At 71.5% G+C, this 15,048-nt stretch carries 14 protein-coding genes and 1 pseudogene; 8 read left to right on the top strand and 7 right to left on the bottom strand.

What is annotated here, in order from left to right; translation table 11 throughout:
* Window positions 1-100 (top strand): annotated as a pseudogene (locus ACFVJX_RS26570) (IS481 family transposase); the annotation flags it as partial.
* Here ACFVJX_RS26570 and ACFVJX_RS26565 read toward each other — a convergent pair.
* Window positions 97-990: a DUF2510 domain-containing protein gene (locus ACFVJX_RS26565; protein ID WP_384131132.1), complete on the bottom strand. Its 894-nt coding sequence runs from the start codon at window positions 988-990 to the stop codon at window positions 97-99. The pseudogene ACFVJX_RS26570 and the gene ACFVJX_RS26565 overlap by 4 nt on opposite strands.
* A gap of 186 nt (window positions 991-1,176) precedes the next feature.
* Between ACFVJX_RS26565 and ACFVJX_RS26560 the strand changes: the two genes are divergently transcribed.
* From ACFVJX_RS26560 to ACFVJX_RS26530, 7 genes are all read left to right on the top strand, one after another.
* Complete coding sequence (locus ACFVJX_RS26560) at window positions 1,177-1,911, top strand: class I SAM-dependent methyltransferase (protein WP_384131130.1); 735 nt, start codon at window positions 1,177-1,179, stop codon at window positions 1,909-1,911.
* A gap of 50 nt (window positions 1,912-1,961) precedes the next feature.
* Window positions 1,962-2,336: a DUF4440 domain-containing protein gene (locus tag ACFVJX_RS26555; protein WP_384131127.1), complete on the top strand. Its 375-nt coding sequence runs from the start codon at window positions 1,962-1,964 to the stop codon at window positions 2,334-2,336.
* A 62-nt stretch (window positions 2,337-2,398) separates the two neighbouring features.
* Complete coding sequence (locus ACFVJX_RS26550) at window positions 2,399-3,442, top strand: S66 peptidase family protein (protein WP_384131125.1); 1,044 nt, start codon at window positions 2,399-2,401, stop codon at window positions 3,440-3,442.
* A gap of 161 nt (window positions 3,443-3,603) precedes the next feature.
* Window positions 3,604-4,323 (top strand): FadR/GntR family transcriptional regulator, encoded by a 720-nt coding sequence (locus ACFVJX_RS26545; protein ID WP_384131122.1) that lies wholly within the window; start codon window positions 3,604-3,606, stop codon window positions 4,321-4,323.
* A gap of 193 nt (window positions 4,324-4,516) precedes the next feature.
* Window positions 4,517-5,284 (top strand): (Fe-S)-binding protein, encoded by a 768-nt coding sequence (locus tag ACFVJX_RS26540; RefSeq protein ID WP_384131119.1) that lies wholly within the window; start codon window positions 4,517-4,519, stop codon window positions 5,282-5,284.
* Entirely contained in the window at window positions 5,281-6,825 is a 1,545-nt protein-coding gene (locus ACFVJX_RS26535) for a LutB/LldF family L-lactate oxidation iron-sulfur protein (protein WP_384131116.1), read from the top strand. The genes ACFVJX_RS26540 and ACFVJX_RS26535 overlap by 4 nt, the downstream gene beginning before the upstream one ends.
* Entirely contained in the window at window positions 6,822-7,454 is a 633-nt protein-coding gene (locus ACFVJX_RS26530; protein ID WP_384131113.1) for a lactate utilization protein C, read from the top strand. The genes ACFVJX_RS26535 and ACFVJX_RS26530 overlap by 4 nt, the downstream gene beginning before the upstream one ends.
* 50 nt (window positions 7,455-7,504) lie before the next feature.
* Here the strand turns inward: ACFVJX_RS26530 and ACFVJX_RS26525 are convergent, their stop codons facing one another.
* The 6 genes from ACFVJX_RS26525 to ACFVJX_RS26500 all read right to left on the bottom strand — a co-directional run bounded on the left by ACFVJX_RS26525 (window position 7,505) and on the right by ACFVJX_RS26500 (window position 15,014).
* Window positions 7,505-9,406 (bottom strand): DUF2264 domain-containing protein, encoded by a 1,902-nt coding sequence (locus tag ACFVJX_RS26525; RefSeq protein ID WP_384131110.1) that lies wholly within the window; start codon window positions 9,404-9,406, stop codon window positions 7,505-7,507.
* On the bottom strand, window positions 9,403-10,434 hold the full coding sequence (locus ACFVJX_RS26520) for a hydroxyacid dehydrogenase (RefSeq protein WP_384131107.1): 1,032 nt from the start codon (window positions 10,432-10,434) through the stop codon (window positions 9,403-9,405). The genes ACFVJX_RS26525 and ACFVJX_RS26520 overlap by 4 nt, the downstream gene beginning before the upstream one ends.
* A gap of 39 nt (window positions 10,435-10,473) precedes the next feature.
* On the bottom strand, window positions 10,474-11,349 hold the full coding sequence (locus ACFVJX_RS26515) for a carbohydrate ABC transporter permease (protein WP_384131104.1): 876 nt from the start codon (window positions 11,347-11,349) through the stop codon (window positions 10,474-10,476).
* Window positions 11,346-12,347 (bottom strand): carbohydrate ABC transporter permease, encoded by a 1,002-nt coding sequence (locus ACFVJX_RS26510; RefSeq protein WP_384131102.1) that lies wholly within the window; start codon window positions 12,345-12,347, stop codon window positions 11,346-11,348. Before ACFVJX_RS26510 ends, ACFVJX_RS26515 begins: the two co-directional genes overlap by 4 nt.
* A 48-nt stretch (window positions 12,348-12,395) precedes the next feature.
* Window positions 12,396-13,757: an ABC transporter substrate-binding protein gene (locus tag ACFVJX_RS26505; protein WP_384131099.1), complete on the bottom strand. Its 1,362-nt coding sequence runs from the start codon at window positions 13,755-13,757 to the stop codon at window positions 12,396-12,398.
* 102 nt (window positions 13,758-13,859) lie between these two features.
* Complete coding sequence (locus ACFVJX_RS26500; RefSeq protein ID WP_384131096.1) at window positions 13,860-15,014, bottom strand: substrate-binding domain-containing protein; 1,155 nt, start codon at window positions 15,012-15,014, stop codon at window positions 13,860-13,862.
* Between the last annotated feature and the right edge of the window lie 34 nt (window positions 15,015-15,048).

Genomic DNA, 15,048 nt, shown 5'->3' with positions numbered 1-15,048 from the left:
AGACTTCCTCCACACCTACAACCACCACCGCTGCCACACCGCACTCAACGGACACCCGCCCATCCACCGCGTGAACAACGCTGCGGGTCAATACACCTAGGCCGTGGCGCCGGAGCCGGCGCCCGTGCCCTCGGCGGCCTTGATGCCCTTGGTGATGTCGTCCAGGACGGACAGGGCGGGGGCCTTGGCGTTGATGTCGAAGCCCGAGCGGACGACGATCAGCATGTTCTCGGCCTGGGGGGAGGGGAAGGCCAGCGACTCGACGTACCCGTCGTCGCCCGTCTTGGTCACCACCTTCCAGCGCACCCGGTAGCCCTTCTGGCCTGCCACCGTGACCGCCTCGGACTTCAGCTCCTGGTGCGAGGTGATGCCGCCGTAGATCTCCTCGCCGTAGGACTCCTTGGCGTTGGCCGCGATGTCCTTCTCCGCCGTGGCCCGGGCGGTCTTGGTGCTCAGCTTCAGAGCCTCGGCCGGTACGGAGAACACGCCGCCGCGGACGCACTTCTCCTCGGTGTCCCCGGGGCACGCGTACGTACCGGTGGTCACACCCGCCCCCATTCCCGACTCGCCCTTCCAGCCGTCGGGGACCGGGATGCTGATTCCGCTCGCCAGGTCCGTCGCGTAGCCGTCCTCGGTCTGTGGCTGCTGCGGCTGCTGCTGCCCGGGGTCCTCGGTCCCGCCGCTGCCGCCCGGTGCGCCCGGCTGCCGGCTGGGCGCCGGGGAGGGCGACGTGGAGGGGGCGGACGCCGTGCTGCCCGTCTTGCCGCCGGAGTCGTCGGTCAGCAGGTAGACACCGCCCCCGATGGCGGCGAGTACCACCACACCGGCGGTTATCCCGGCGGCGATGCGGATCCGCCGGCTGCGGACGGCCGCGGGTGGCACGCGGAGGTGGTCGGTCCACTGGCTGCCGTCCCACCAGCGCTCCTGGATGGGGCCAAATCCTGTGTACCCGGGGTCTGGATGCCAGCCGGGCGGGCTCGTCTGCGTCACGGCAGCCACCGTAGTCGGGTTGCGTGAGAATCCGATGAACCGGGTGGACGGCTTCCGCCGGCTCCCGCGCTTCCGCCTTGTGGTCTAGACAATTGGTGGGGAGGTCGCTAGCATCCGCGGCGGAGCGCGGTGGGCCTGCGGGCAGCGGTTCGTCCGGCCCGTCGGGCACGGCAGGATTGAGGGCATATGGCAGCGAATGCTCCTGACCGCCGGTTCGCCGAGGACTACCGGCTCGCCCGGGAGATCCCCCGTGACGGACTCACCGCCTGGCGTGCGGCCGTCGCCGCCGAGGTGGAACTCGCACCGGGTGCGGTCGTTCTGGATGTCGGGGCGGGAGCCTTCTCGGCCGCGTTCGCCGACTGGTTCGGGGTACGGGTGCTGGCGGTGGAGCCTGCCGACGCGATGCGCGCGCTGATCCCGCGGACCGCGGACATCGAGGTGCTGGGCGGGCGCGCCGAGGCACTGCCCGTGCCGGACGGGTGCGCGGACGTGGCCTGGCTCGGCTCCGTCGTCCACCACATCGGCGATCTGCCCGCCGCGGCGCACGAGATGCGCAGGGCCCTGAAGCCCGGTGCGCCGGTGCTCATCCGCAACTCCTTCCCCGGCCGGTGCACCCGGGATCTGCGAGTGCGCTTCTTCCCCGGGGCCGCGCGCATCGTGGACGGCTGTCCGAGCGTCGAGCAGACCTGTGCGGCGTTCGGCTCCGCCGGTTTCAGCCGGGTCGCGCTGCACGCCGTGCCGCAGGAGAGCGCACCGAGCCTGGGCGACTTCGCCGACCGGATCCGGCGGGACACCGACGCCAAGCTCCGGGGCCTGACGGACGAGGAGTTCGAGAGCGGGATGCGCCGGCTGCGGCGGGCCGCGGCGCAGGAACCGGACCGGCCGGCCGTCAGCTGGATGGACCTGCTCGTCCTGGCCTGACGATTCGGGAGACCCGCCGGGATCCGGACGGAAGGCCCTAGGGTTTCCGCATGAACGGAAACGATGAGGAGCAGCGGTCCGTGCGGGCCGCCGTCGAGGGCGAGCTGCGGCTGCTCGACCCGGACGTGCGGGCCGAGGCCGACGCGGTGACCGAGCTCCTCGACCCGGAGTTCACCGAGTTCGGAGCATCCGGCCGACGGTATGACAGGGAGTCGATCCTCCTCGTCACCTCCGGTGGGGGTGAGCCTCCCGCCCCTGTCGAGGTCGCCGGCATGTCCGGCGTGCTGCTGGCCCCGGGCCTCGTCCACCTGACGTTCACGACGGAGCGCGACGGCCGCCGGGTGCGGCGCAATTCGATCTGGCGGCGGACCGAATCGCGCTGGCGGCTGTACTTCCACCAGGGCACGCCGGTCGACAGCCCCTGAGGCGCGTCCCACCGGTGGATATTCGGCGGACGCCCCAAGGGGGACACCCTTAGGCTCCCGCCATGACGACCCCCAGCCATCCCGCCAAGCCCCGTCCCGGTGACCGAGTCGCCGTGCTGTCTCCCGCGTCCGGGCTCCCCGGCATCCTCCCGCTCCCGTACGACCTGGGACTGCGCAGGCTCCGGGAGGACTTCGGGCTGGAGGCCGTGGAGTACCCCTGCACCCGGAAAATGGGCTCCACCCCTCAGGAGCGCGCCGCCGACATCCACGCGGCCTTCGCCGACCCCACGATCAAGGCCGTCATCGCGAGCATCGGCGGTGACGACCAGATCACCGTGCTGCCGTACCTGGACCGGGAACTGCTGCGTGCCAACCCCAAGCCGTTCTTCGGCTACAGCGACAACACCAACCTGCTGGCGTTCCTCGAACACCTCGGCATCGTCGGCTACCACGGCGGATCGGTGATGGTCGAGCTGGGGCGCCCCGGAGCTCTGCACCCGATGACCGCCGAGTCCCTGCGCGCGGCGCTGTTCACCCGTGGCGAGTACGAGCTCGTCGCGGCGAAGGAGAGCGGCAGCGTCAACAGCCCGTGGGACGAACCGCGGACCTTCGACCGTGAGCCCGACATGCTGCCCGCGCGGGCCTGGATCTGGCACAACGCCGACCGGGTGGTCGAGGGCGCGAGCTGGGGCGGCAACCTGGAGATCCTCTCCTGGCTGCTGATGGCCGATCAGGCGATACGGCCGGCCGATGAGTACGAGGGCCGGGTGCTGTTCCTCGAGACGTCCGAGGAGATGCCCAGCGCCCGCGAGGTGTACTACATCCTGCGGAGCATGGGGGAGCGGGGCCTGCTCGGGCGGTTCCCCGCACTTCTGATGGCACGCGCCAAGAACTGGTCCTTCGAGCAGCCGCTCGACGCCGCGGCCGGCGAGTCGTACCGCGAGGAGCAGCGGGAGGCGGTCCTGCGGGCGTTGAACGAGTACGCCCCCGGCACCATGGCCGTCTTCGACGTCGACCTCGGCCACACCGATCCCCAGCTCGTCATTCCGTACGGCGGCCATGTGCGGGTGGACGGCTTGGCCCGCCGCATCGTCGTGACGTACTGACGGACCGCCTGCCGCCTGGAACCTGCAACTGGTCGCCGATCCCGCCCGGACGTAGCCGCCACCCGTTCTGGTCCGACCACATGCCGTGTGTGACATAGTTGGAAATTCGGACAAGAGCGGCCGGCTCACAGAACGGCTCCGGCCGCGGCAGGGGGTGGCTGATGCCCGTCGAATGGCAGCCCGTACAGCAGTCGCGTACGCATGAGCTGGTGCTCCAGAGCATCGAGCAGCGCGTGTTCGCCGGCGACCTCAAGGCCGGTGACCGCCTGCCGCCCGAGCGGGAGCTCGCCCCGGTCCTCGGGGTCAGCCGGTCGGCGCTGCGCGAGGCGCTGCGGGTGCTGGAGACCATCGGTGTGCTGGTGGCGCAGCCGGGCCGGGGCCCGGACGCCGGGGCGCGGATCGTCCGGAACCCCGAAGGTGCGCTCGGCCGGCTGCTCAGGCTCCACTTCGCGCTGGGCAGCTACAGCCTGGAGGACGTTCTGGAGGCGCGCGTGGTCCTGGAGCGGTCCAGCTTCGAGGCCGCCGCGCTGCATGCCCCGGCCGCCGATCTGGACGAGGCCGAGGCGCTGGTCGTACGGATGGGCGAGGCGGATGTCGAGGTGCCGGAGTTCAACGACCTGGACACCCGGTTCCACGTCCGGATCGCCCGCAGCTCCGGCAACGAGCTGACCTCCACGCTCACCTCCGCCGTGCGCGAGTCCGTCCGGCCGCTGATCCTGCGCGCCCTGGAGGCGGCGGAGGACTGGCCGGCCACGGCTGCCGCGCTCAACGCCGACCACATCGAGCTGCTGCGGCTGGTGCGCGCGGGCGAGGGCGCGCGGGCGGCCGATGTGGTCGAGGCGCACATCCGCGGGCTCCACGGGACGCTGGTCGAGGAGTAGCCCGCCGAGCCGACCGCCCGAACCGGCACACCGAGCCGCCGCGATGCCCCCCGGGGCGCCGCGGCGGCTTTTGCGTGGGCGATCGCACTCGACGCCGGGTGTGCGCGCGTCATCCTGTTCACGGTTCCGGATGGAGGATAGTATGGTCGGACCATAAAAACCGAGCCGAGCTGAGAAACGATCGGGGAGACCCATGCGCATCGGACTCTTCGCCACCTGTCTGGGAGACACACTCTTCCCCGAGGCGGTGAAATCCACCGCGGTGCTGCTGGCCCGCCTCGGCCACGAGGTGGTGTTCCCGCCGGGGCAGACGTGCTGCGGCCAGATGCACGTCAACACCGGCTACCAGCGCGAACCGGTCCCGCTGGTGCGCAACTTCGCCGAGCAGTTCGCCGACGCCTCCATCGAGGCCGTCGTCATGCCGTCGGGATCGTGCGCCGGCTCGGTCCGCCACCAGCACGAGATCGTCGCGGAACGCTACGGCGACGCGGCGCTGCGCGCGGGCGTCGCCACCGTGAAGGCCAAGACGTACGAGCTGTCCGAATTCCTCGTCGACGTGCTGGACGCCACGGATGTCGGCGCGTACTTCCCTCACCGGGTCACCTACCACCCCACCTGCCACTCCCTGCGCATGCTCAGGGTCGGTGACAAGCCGCTGCGACTGCTGCGGGCCGTCGACTCCATCGATCTGGTCGAGCTGCCCGAGGCGGACGCCTGCTGCGGATTCGGCGGCACCTTCGCCGTGAAGAACGCCGACACGTCGACCGCGATGCTCCAGGACAAGATGCGCACCATCGCCGCCACCGGCGCCGACGTGTGCACCGCCGGAGACTCCTCCTGCCTCATGCACATCGGCGGCGGACTCTCCCGGATCAGCTCCGGCACCCGCACCCTGCACCTGGCTCAGATCCTCTCCGCCACCCGCACCTCGCCGCATCTCCCGATGGAGGCCGCCCGATGAGCAGCACCTTTCTCGGCATGCCGGCGACCCCGCCGCGCTCCCCGTACGGGACGGGCAATCTCCGCGGCGACCGGACCTTCCCCGCAGCCGCCCACGACGAGCTGGGCAACGAACAGCTGCGCCGTAACCTCGGCCGGGCCACCCGCACCATCCGCACCAAACGCCTCAACGTCACCGGCGAGCTGCCCGACTGGGAGGAGCTGCGCGACGCGGGATCGGCCATCAAGACCGACACCATGAACCGGCTCCCCGAACTCCTGGAGGAGCTGGAGAGCAAGGTCACCGAACGCGGCGGCACGGTCCACTGGGCGCGCGACGCCGCCGAGGCCAACGAGATCGTGGCGCGCCTGGTCAAGGAGACCGGGAGCAAGGAGGTCATCAAGGTCAAGTCGATGGCCACCCAGGAGATCGGCCTCAACGAGCACCTGGAATCCATCGGCATCACCCCCCACGAGACCGACCTCGCCGAGCTCATCGTGCAGCTGGCCCACGACAAGCCCTCGCACATCCTGGTACCCGCGATCCACCGCAACCGGGACGAGATCCGGCAGATCTTCCTCAAGGAGATCCCGGGCGTGGACCCGTCCCTGGACAACGTCCCCGCGCACCTCGCCGCCGCCGCCCGCGCCTATCTGCGCGAGAAGTTCATGACGACGAAGGTGGCCGTCTCCGGGGCCAACTTCGGCATCGCCGAGACCGGCACCCTGTCCGTCGTCGAGTCGGAGGGCAACGGCCGCATGTGCCTTACCCTGCCCGACACCCTGATCACGGTCATGGGCATCGAGAAGGTCCTGCCGCGCTACCAGGACCTGGAAGTCTTCCTGCAACTCCTGCCGCGCTCCTCCACCGGCGAGCGGATGAACCCGTACACCTCGATGTGGACCGGGGTCACCCCGGGCGACGGGCCGCAGACCTTCCACCTGGTGCTCCTGGACAACGGCCGTACCGCGGCCCTCGCGGACCGGATCGGCCGCGCGGCGCTCAACTGCATCCGCTGCTCGGCCTGTCTCAACGTCTGCCCGGTGTACGAACGCGCCGGCGGCCATGCCTACGGATCGACGTACCCCGGGCCGATCGGTGCCGTCCTCACCCCGCAGCTCGCCGGCATGCACGCGGCCAAGGACGATCCCAACAGCTCGCTGCCGTACGCATCGAGCCTCTGCGGGGCCTGCTTCGACGCCTGCCCCGTCAAGATCGACATCCCCTCGCTGCTGGTCGAACTGCGCCACCAGCACACCGAGGAGTCCGGCACCACGGTCGAGAAGCTCGCCATGAAGGCGGCGGCCGGAGTGATGAAGAAGCCCGGACTCTTCACCGCGGCGCAGAAGGCCTCGGGCCTCGGCCGTGTCATCGCGGGACGCGACGGAAAGATCTCCCACCTGCCGCCGCCGTTCAACGGCTGGAGCGACAGCCGGGACACCCCCGCCCCGCCGAAGCAGACCTTCCGCTCCTGGCTGGCCTCCGCTGAGGGCGCGGCGACCATGCGCGCGGCCGCCGACGAACACACGCGCGACCAGCAGCAGCAGGAGGAGGAGAAATGACGACCGCTCGCGAAACGGTGCTCGGCCGCGTCCGGGACGCGCTGACCCTCGCCCCCGCCCCGGCCACTCCCGTCCCGCGCGCCTACCGCACCGGGCGCACGCTCCCCGACGCGGAGCGCCTCGCGCTCTTCACCGACCGGCTCGTCGACTACAAGGCGCAGGTCCACCCCTGCACGGCCGAGCGGACCGCAGAGGTCGTCGCCGAGGTACTGCGCGAGCGTGGCGCGAGGCGGATCGGGGTGCCCGCCGGCCTCGACCCGCAGTGGCTCAACGGCTATGACGGCGAGGTCCAGCAGGACTCCGCGGACACTCCGGCGCCGACGCTGGACGCCCTGGACGGCGTCGTGACCGCCTCGGCCGTCAGCTGCGCCGAGACCGGCACGATCTTCCTGGACGGATCGCCCGACCAGGGGCGGCGCGCGCTGTCCCTGGTGCCCGACCTCCACGTCTGCGTCGTCGATCTGTCGACCGTGCAGGTGGGCGTCCCGGAGGCGGTGGCACGGCTGGTGCCCCAGCGGCCCACCACGCTGATCAGCGGCCCGTCAGCTACCTCCGACATCGAGCTGGAACGGGTGGAGGGCGTGCACGGCCCGCGCACCCTGGCAGTCGTGATCCGTACGGACGCGTAGAGGGGGACGGGGTGCGCGACCACCGGCCGCGCACCCCGTCCCGAGCGGCCTCAGCCGTGCTCGACCGTCACCGGGCCGAAGACGATGCGGGTCCTCGCCGCGTCCTGCGCCCAGTACACCTCGACCGTGTCCCCGTCGACGTTCACCCCGCTCACCACCGCGTCCAGCGCGTCCGCGCCGGGCTCCGCGCTCAGTGAGGCGAGCGCGGCCAGTACCACCGTGCCCTCCGCCTCCGCCCTCAGCCGGGGCAGCACCGCCCAACGCGTGTACGCGGTGCCCTGCGGAGCCCGTACCTCGTCCCGGGACTCCCAGCCGTGCAGACCGTGCAGCGCGGACGTCGCCTGGGACCCGGGGCCGGTCGCCCAGCCCGTCTGCTCCACCCGGGCTCCGGGCGGCGCCCCCAGCACTCGGTGCACCCGCAGTTCGTACCGGCCGCGGACCACGGTCACGCTCTCCACCCGCAGCCCCGGCACCATGGGCGCGCCGCCGTCGAACACCGGGCGGTGCCAGGAGGCGGCCCAGCCCCAGCCGTCGCCGCCGCCCGCGCCCAGCGGACGGATCGCGCGACGGCCGCTGCGCTCCCCGGCGACCACGACCGCCAGGTGGTTGTCCGCCGGGTTCGCCCGCGAGGTCGGACCGGTCGCCGTCGAGTACGACTGACGGCTGTACAGCGGGTCGTCGTGTACCGCCGACTCGCCCTCGTGCGGCCGGACATGGTCGCTGCCGTGGTTGTGCAGCCGCACGATCCCGTCCGCCCGGGTCGACTGGACGAGCAGTCCGGGCGCGGGCAGCGCGAGCACCCGGTCCGGGCCCTCGCTCGGGGCCGGCTCCTCGGTGGCCGTCCACAGCGGGTGGTCCGCGGGGGCGAGCAGTGAGACGAAGGCCTTGGACGCCCAGTACGGGGACGCCGGGCCCGAGTAGGGCTGGAGCGTCGCGTCGTGCGGTCCGTGCCAGCCCAGGCTCAGCAGCCCGTCGGAGCCGGTCGCGCCGCGGTCCAGGAAGTAGCGCAGCGCCCCGCTGATCAGCCGCCGGGACGTGCCCGGGGCGAGCGGGGTGTGTCCGGTCACCGCTCCGAGCCCGACCGCCGAACCGGCCGCGAACCGGTAGGTGAGCGAACGGCCGAAGTGGATCGGTGCCCCGTCCCCGCCGAACAGCAGCGACAGGCTCTCCAGGTGTTCACGCAGCCGCGCCCCGTAGTGCGCGGACAGCTCGGTGTCGCCCGACAGATGGGCGTCCAGCACCGGATACAGGTGCAGCGCCCAGCCGTTGTAGTGGTCGAAGGCGCGGCTGTCGCCGTCCGCGTACCAGCCCTGCCCCCGGTACCAGCTTTCCAGCAGGTCGAGCGCGCGCTCCCGGGCCCGCGCCGTCTCCGCGTCGCCGCGTCCCACCGACTCCAGGAAGCCGGCGACCGAGTAGGGGAAGAGGTACCAGTTGTTCGGGGCGGGAGTGTGTCGGAGGGAGCCGCGCAGCCACTCCTCCGCGCGGTCCTGCACCGCCGGGTCGAGCCGGTCCCAGAGCCACGGCCGGGTGAGCCGCAGCCCGATGGCGACCGAGGCGGACTCCACCATGGGCTGGCCGAAAACGGAGTGGTCGCGGATCAGCGGCCAGGACTCGGTATCGTCCCGGCCGGGTGTGCGGGTACCGGCCGCGAGCCCGTCGGCGTAGCGGTCGAGCCAGCCGTGCGGGTCCTTGCCGTCCGCGCCCGCGACCCGGAAGGCGGCGGCGAGAAAGGTGCGCGCGTACCCCTCCAGGCCGTCGGAGCGGACCCCGGACGCGGACGGGCGGCCCGGCAGGTCCAGCAGTGCGCTGCCGGGGGTGGCCCACTGCCAGGCGGCCTTCAGGAGCCCGTCCGCCGCCGCTTCCCAGTGGGCGCGGGTGTAGCCGGTGACCGGGCTCGTCGACCGGTCGTCGGCGGGGAGCTCCAGCGGGGAGTTCGGGTGCGGTCGGTTCATGCGAGGAATGCCAGCCTTTCGCGTCGTACGGGGTGGGCGAATCCGTCGCCCGCGGCCCAGCGTTCGCTCTCGCTCACGGCCAGATCGACGAGCCGCCGCCACTCGTTGCCCTGGGAGCCCGCCAGATGCGGGGTGATCAGCGCGTTCTCGCACTCCCACAGCGGGTGGCCGGCCGGCAGTGTGTCGGGGTCCGTGACATCGAGTACCGCCCGGATGCGGCCGGGTCGCAGGACGTCGATGAGCGCGTCCTGATCGACGACGGCGCCGCGCGAGGTGTTGATGAGCACGCCGTCGGGGCGCATGGACATGAGCAGTTCGCGGCTGACGAGTCCGTGCGTGGCGGGCAGCAGCGGAGTGTGGACGCTCACCACGTCGCTCCCCGTGAACAGTTCAGCGAGCTCCACCCGCCGGACACCGAGCGCCGCCGCCTCCGCGTCGGTCACGTACGGGTCGTGCAGCAGCACCCGCAGGTCGTAGGGGCGCAGCAGTTCGATGACCCGCCGCCCGATGAGCGAGGCGGACAGGATGCCCACCGTCCGGCCGTAGTTGCCGACCTCCGGGGAGCCGGCCAGCCAGTTGTCGCGGGTGCGCTCGACACGGTAGTCACGGGCCCGCTCCAGGGCACGTTTGCCGGAGAGGAGGATCATCGCCACGGTGTACTCCGCGACCGGCAGCGCGTTGGCGGCGGCGGCCGAGGACACCTCGATGCCCCTTTCCCAGCAGGCGTCGGTGATGTGCCCGCGGACGGTGCCGGCCGTGTGCGCGACGGCCCGCAGCCTTGGCGCGGCGGCCAGCGCCGCTTCGTCGATGGGCGGGCAGCCCCAGCCGGTGATGAGCAGTTCCGTGTCCGCGAGCACGGCGCGGGCCCGGTCGGTGGTGAAGTCGTCGAGTACGGGCAGCGGTGCGAGATCGCACACCCGCGAGAGCGCGGCCAGCGACCGGGCGTCCAGCAGGGCGGCCGCGGCATCCGGCTTCATGGCGACGGCGGCACGCGGCCGGCGCCGTGCGGCAGGGGTGGTGAGTGGCATCTTTCTCCTGGTGCGGGGGTGACGTGTGGACGGTCCGGGCTACTTGACGGCGCCCGCGGTGAGCCCCGACTTCCAGAAGCGCTGGAGCAGCGCGAAGGCGAGGATCAGAGGCAGGACCGCGAGCAGTGAACCCATGATCACCACTGGGTAGTACTCGGGCGAGACGGTGGCGGAGCTGTTCCAGGTGTAGAGGCCGAGACTCACGGGATACAGGTCCTGGTCGGAGAGCATCACCATGGGCAGGAAGAAGTTGTTCCAGATCGCGGTGAGCTGGAACAGGAACACGGTGACCAGGCCAGGACCGAGCATCCGCAGCGACACCCGGACGTACGTGGTGAGTTCCCCGGCCCCGTCCACCCGGGCCGCCTCCAGCACCTCGTCGGGCACGTAGCCCTGGCTGAATATCCGCCCCAGGTACACGCCGAACGGATTGAACAGCACCGGGATGAAGACCGCCCAGAAGGTGTTGACCAGGCCGGCCCGGGACGCCATCAGGTACAGCGGGAGCGCCAGTACGGTCTGCGGCACCATCACCGCCGCGAGGACCAGGCCGAACAGCTTCTCCTTGTGCGCGAAGCGGTACTTGTCGAAGGCGTACCCGCAGGCGATGCTGATCAGCGCGCCGAGCGCCGCGCCCAGCAACGCGTACAGCAGGCTGTTGCCGTACCAGCGCCCGTAGATCCCGCCGTCCATCGCGAACAGGTCCTTGAGGTTCTGCGTGAAGGAGAAGTGGTCGAGCGAGAGCACGTCGCTGCCGAACAGCGCGTCGCGGTCCTTCGACGCGGCGAGCACCAGCCACAGCACAGGCAGCAGTGTGTACAGCACCGAGACGCCGACGACCAGGTTGACGACGGAGCGCCCCAGCAGCCGGGGACGGCGGACGGCCGCGGTGCGGGTGGGGATCGTCGCGCTCATCGGGCGTCCTCCTCGGGGGCGTTGGAGCGGTTGGTCCAGCGGGTGACGCCGTAGGAGAGCGCGATCGTGAGGACCAGCAGGACGACCGAGGCCGCGGCGGCCAGGCCGTAGTTGTTACGGGTGAACGCCGCGTCGTAGATGTACATGCTGGGCGAGAACCGGGAGTTGATCATCGGTGTCGCCTGGCTCAGCAGCATGGGCTCGGTGAACAGTTGGAGCGCGAAGATCAGGGTGAACATCGCGACCATCACGATCGAGGAGCGCACGAGCGGCGTCTTGACCTGGAGCGCGGTACGGACCGGACCGGCACCGTCGACGACGGAGGCCTCGATGACCTCGCGCGGCACGGCCTGGAGGGCGGCGTAGAAGACCACCATGTTGTAGCCGAGATTGCTCCACAGCGCGATGTTCACGATCGACGGCACCACCGTGTGCACACCGAGGAAGTCGATCGTGATGTCGGCCTTGCCGAGCAGGTCGACCACCGGGCTCAGCCCCGGTGTGTAGAGGTAGAGCCAGATGACGGCGGCGATGATGCCGGGCACGGCGTGCGGCAGGAAGAGCCCGAGCTGGGCCCAGGACCGCAGCCGGACCACTCCGGAGTCCAGCAGCAGGGCGAGCGCCAGTGCGCCGATCACCATCAGCGGGATGTAGATCAGGCAGTACAGGACGACGGTGCCCAGACTTCCGAGAAAGGTGGGGTCGGTCAGCACGGCGGTGTAGCTGCGCAGGCCGACGAAGACCCTGCGCTCGGGGCCGAATCCGAGCCCCGGCTGGTCGTCGCTGAAGAAGCTGAGCCAGACGGCGGTCGCCACGGGGATCAGGAAGACCGTCACCAGAAGGATGAAGAAGGGGGTCATCAGGGCGCCGGCCGCGCCGAGTTCGCGACGCCGGGCCGACTTCCGGGTGGTGCCCGGGGCTGTCACGCGTTTCGGCGACGCGGCGGAACCCGGCGCGTCCACGGGGGCGGAAACCGTCGAGGTGAGCGGGCTGGTCATCGAATGTCACCTGCCTCTCTGCTGCTGGGAAGGGGGACGGGCTGCGGATCAGCTGCTGTGCTCGGTGGTGGACAGGCCCAGGGCCCTGAGGTCGGGCATGGTGCCCCGCTGGGCCGCGCGCACCGCGTCGAGCAACGATCCCTGTCCGCCGCCCACCCGGGCGAAGGCGTCCTGCATCACCTTCAGCGCTGCGGTCATCCGCGGCCCCCAGGTCCAGCCGTCCCGGATCTTGTGCGCCTCCTGCTCGAAGAGGGTGTAGATGTCCTGACCGCCGTAGTAGCCGCGGTCGAAGGCCTTGCGGCCGGCGGCTACGAGGCCGGGGGCGGCCGGGTACTGGCTGCTCGCTCCGCTGGAGAGCCTGGCCCGCAGCGCGTCGGGATGCGAGACCTGCCACTCGATGAACTCCAGGGCCGCCTCCGGGTGGTGGCTGTCCCTGGTGACCGCGAAGGTCGATCCGCCGTGGGTGCCGAGCCCCGCGTCCGACGGGTCCCACTGCGGGAGCGGTGCGATGGCCCACTTGCCCTTCTGGCCGGGATGGGCGTTCATCTGGGCCCCGGCGTCCCAGGCGCCGCTGAGCCGGGTCAGGACCTTGCCGGTGCTGACCTGGGCGTCGTACTGCCTGCTGTCCACCGGGTTCATGTCGACCAGGTCCTGGTCGATCAGCCGTTGCCAGTACGCCGCCACGCGGCGGGTGGGTTCGTCGGCCAGCGAGACGTTCCACGCCCCGCCCCCGGTGTCGAACCACTGGGCACCGGCCTGCCAGGCGAACGCGGCGAACTGCGGCGCGCCGTCCGTCGCGAAGGCGGTCAGCCACCGGCCGGGCGCCTTGCGGCGCACGGTGCGGGACGCCTCCTCGAACGCGTCCCAGGTGCGCGGGACCTCGATGCCGTACTCGGCGAAGAGGTCCGTGCGGTAGTGCATCACCATCGGTTCGACGTCGAGCGGCAGGCTGAAGACGCGCTTCTCGAACGTGGTGAGGCCCAGGGCCTGCGGCAGCAGTTTCGCCCGCAGCCCGTCGCTCAGCAGGTCGGTGAGCTCCAGCGCGACGCCGTCGATGGCGAAGCCCGGGACCTGGGGGTATTCGATCGTCGCGACGTCCGGGGCGTTGCCTGCCCTGGAGGCGTTGCTGAGCTTCGCGTATCCGCCCTGACCGCCCGTGGGGATCTGCTGGAAGTCGACCTGGATCGTGTCGTGCGTCCGGTTGAACGCGTCCACCACCTCCTGGCTGCCGCGCAGGGCGGACCAGAAGGTGATGTGCGTGGCGTTGCGGCCGGCCTTGTTGCTGACGGTGCTGGTCCTGCTCGTGCTGTCCGACCCCGACGTGCCACCGCTGCAGGCGCTCAGCGCGCCCGCCAGCGGTACTGCGGCCATCGTGCCGAGCACGGATCGACGGCTCTGTCGACCGGGCATGGGCGCCTCCCGCGGCTCCTGAATGAGGACACGGGGAATCCTGTTCGGCTGATCGGTAGCGGTCAATACATCGATCAGAAGAAAATTAAAGCGGTCAAACGGTCAGTCCGTGGTGGGGGTGATCGCCCGTGCCGAACCGCGCACCTTCAGCTCGGGCAGCAACTCCGTCCGGCGCACCGGGCCGGAGGCCCCCGCGGCACCGGAGAGACGGTGGAGCAGCAGTTCGGCGGCGGCCCTGCCGACCTCCGCCTTGGGCGGCGCGACCGCGGTCAGCGGCGTGCTGCCGAGGGCCGCGACCACATCGTCGTACGCCACGACCGAGCAGTCCCGGGGCACCTGCACCCCACTCTCGGCCAGGCGCTGCACCAGCATCAGGGCGTCCACATCGCCGTGCAGCACCGCCGCCGTGGCGCCGCGTTCGCGCAGCAGCGCAGCGAGATCCGGTGCGTGGCCGCCGGCCCCGGGGGAGACGGGGGCCGGCCCCGCGCCGGACGGGCCGGGGCCCGGCACCGCGTCCGGCGAGCTCAGCACCACCGTCCAGTCCACCACCTCCGGGCGGCCGGCCGCTATCTCGGCGAACGCCGCGCGCACGGTGCGTGCCGTCGGGCTGTCGTCGCGCGCAGCCAGCACGATCCGGCGGTGGCCCAGTGACACCAGGTGCTCCACGGCCAGGTGAGTCCCGTACCAGTGGTCGGAACAGACCGAGTCCAGTGCGTGCAGCGCGCTGCCCGGCCGGGGCCGCCGCTCCATCAGCACGGTCGGCACCCCCACGTCCGCCAGCCAGCCGTAGTCCTGCTCCTCCGACAGGGCGTTGCGCCAGCGCGGGGCGATCAGCAGCCCCCGCGCCCCGTCCGCGAGGGCCCGCTCCACCAGCGGCCGTTCGGCATCGGGCGACTGCGAGGCGATGTGCAGGGCGATCCGGATCCCGGACTCCTCAAGCACCGACCGGGCGCCGTGCAGCGTCTCGTACAGGTACGAGTGCCGCTCCGGAACGACCAGCGCCACGGCGCCGCCCTCGGCTGCCGGTTCGCCCCCGCGCGGACCCGGCAACGCCGCGAGCCCCACCGGATCGCGCAACGGCCTGGCCACTCCGTGACCGCGCCTGAGCCGCCCCGCCCGGGTCAGCTCCTCGACATCCCGCCGTACCGTGACCACGGAGACGTCCAGCTCGGCGGCGAGCACGCTGACCTTGACCGGACCGCGCGACTCCACCACCGCCATGATCCGCTGACGCCTGAGTTCAACCGGCTCCCGCATGCTGCTGGCCCCCTCGCCGTACCGCTGTGCGTTG

Source organism: Streptomyces sp. NPDC127177 (assembly GCF_042672475.1).
GTDB lineage: Bacteria > Actinomycetota > Actinomycetes > Streptomycetales > Streptomycetaceae > Streptomyces.
This window is presented reverse-complemented; position numbering and strand designations above follow the sequence as displayed.

What these genes read in the sequence shown, in the direction of transcription:
- ACFVJX_RS26560 (WP_384131130.1), top strand. Translation starts at nt 1,177, where the DNA reads ATGGCAGCGAATGCTCCTGACCGCCGGTTCGCCGAGGACTACCGGCTC.
- ACFVJX_RS26555 (WP_384131127.1), top strand. Translation starts at nt 1,962, where the DNA reads ATGAACGGAAACGATGAGGAGCAGCGGTCCGTGCGGGCCGCCGTCGAG.
- ACFVJX_RS26550 (WP_384131125.1), top strand. Translation starts at nt 2,399, where the DNA reads ATGACGACCCCCAGCCATCCCGCCAAGCCCCGTCCCGGTGACCGAGTC.
- ACFVJX_RS26545 (WP_384131122.1), top strand. Translation starts at nt 3,604, where the DNA reads ATGCCCGTCGAATGGCAGCCCGTACAGCAGTCGCGTACGCATGAGCTG.
- ACFVJX_RS26540 (WP_384131119.1), top strand. Translation starts at nt 4,517, where the DNA reads ATGCGCATCGGACTCTTCGCCACCTGTCTGGGAGACACACTCTTCCCC.
- ACFVJX_RS26535 (WP_384131116.1), top strand. Translation starts at nt 5,281, where the DNA reads ATGAGCAGCACCTTTCTCGGCATGCCGGCGACCCCGCCGCGCTCCCCG.
- ACFVJX_RS26530 (WP_384131113.1), top strand. Translation starts at nt 6,822, where the DNA reads ATGACGACCGCTCGCGAAACGGTGCTCGGCCGCGTCCGGGACGCGCTG.
- ACFVJX_RS26525 (WP_384131110.1), bottom strand. Translation starts at nt 9,406, where the DNA reads ATGAACCGACCGCACCCGAACTCCCCGCTGGAGCTCCCCGCCGACGAC.
- ACFVJX_RS26520 (WP_384131107.1), bottom strand. Translation starts at nt 10,434, where the DNA reads ATGCCACTCACCACCCCTGCCGCACGGCGCCGGCCGCGTGCCGCCGTC.
- ACFVJX_RS26515 (WP_384131104.1), bottom strand. Translation starts at nt 11,349, where the DNA reads ATGAGCGCGACGATCCCCACCCGCACCGCGGCCGTCCGCCGTCCCCGG.
- ACFVJX_RS26510 (WP_384131102.1), bottom strand. Translation starts at nt 12,347, where the DNA reads ATGACCAGCCCGCTCACCTCGACGGTTTCCGCCCCCGTGGACGCGCCG.
- ACFVJX_RS26505 (WP_384131099.1), bottom strand. Translation starts at nt 13,757, where the DNA reads ATGCCCGGTCGACAGAGCCGTCGATCCGTGCTCGGCACGATGGCCGCA.
- ACFVJX_RS26500 (WP_384131096.1), bottom strand. Translation starts at nt 15,014, where the DNA reads ATGCGGGAGCCGGTTGAACTCAGGCGTCAGCGGATCATGGCGGTGGTG.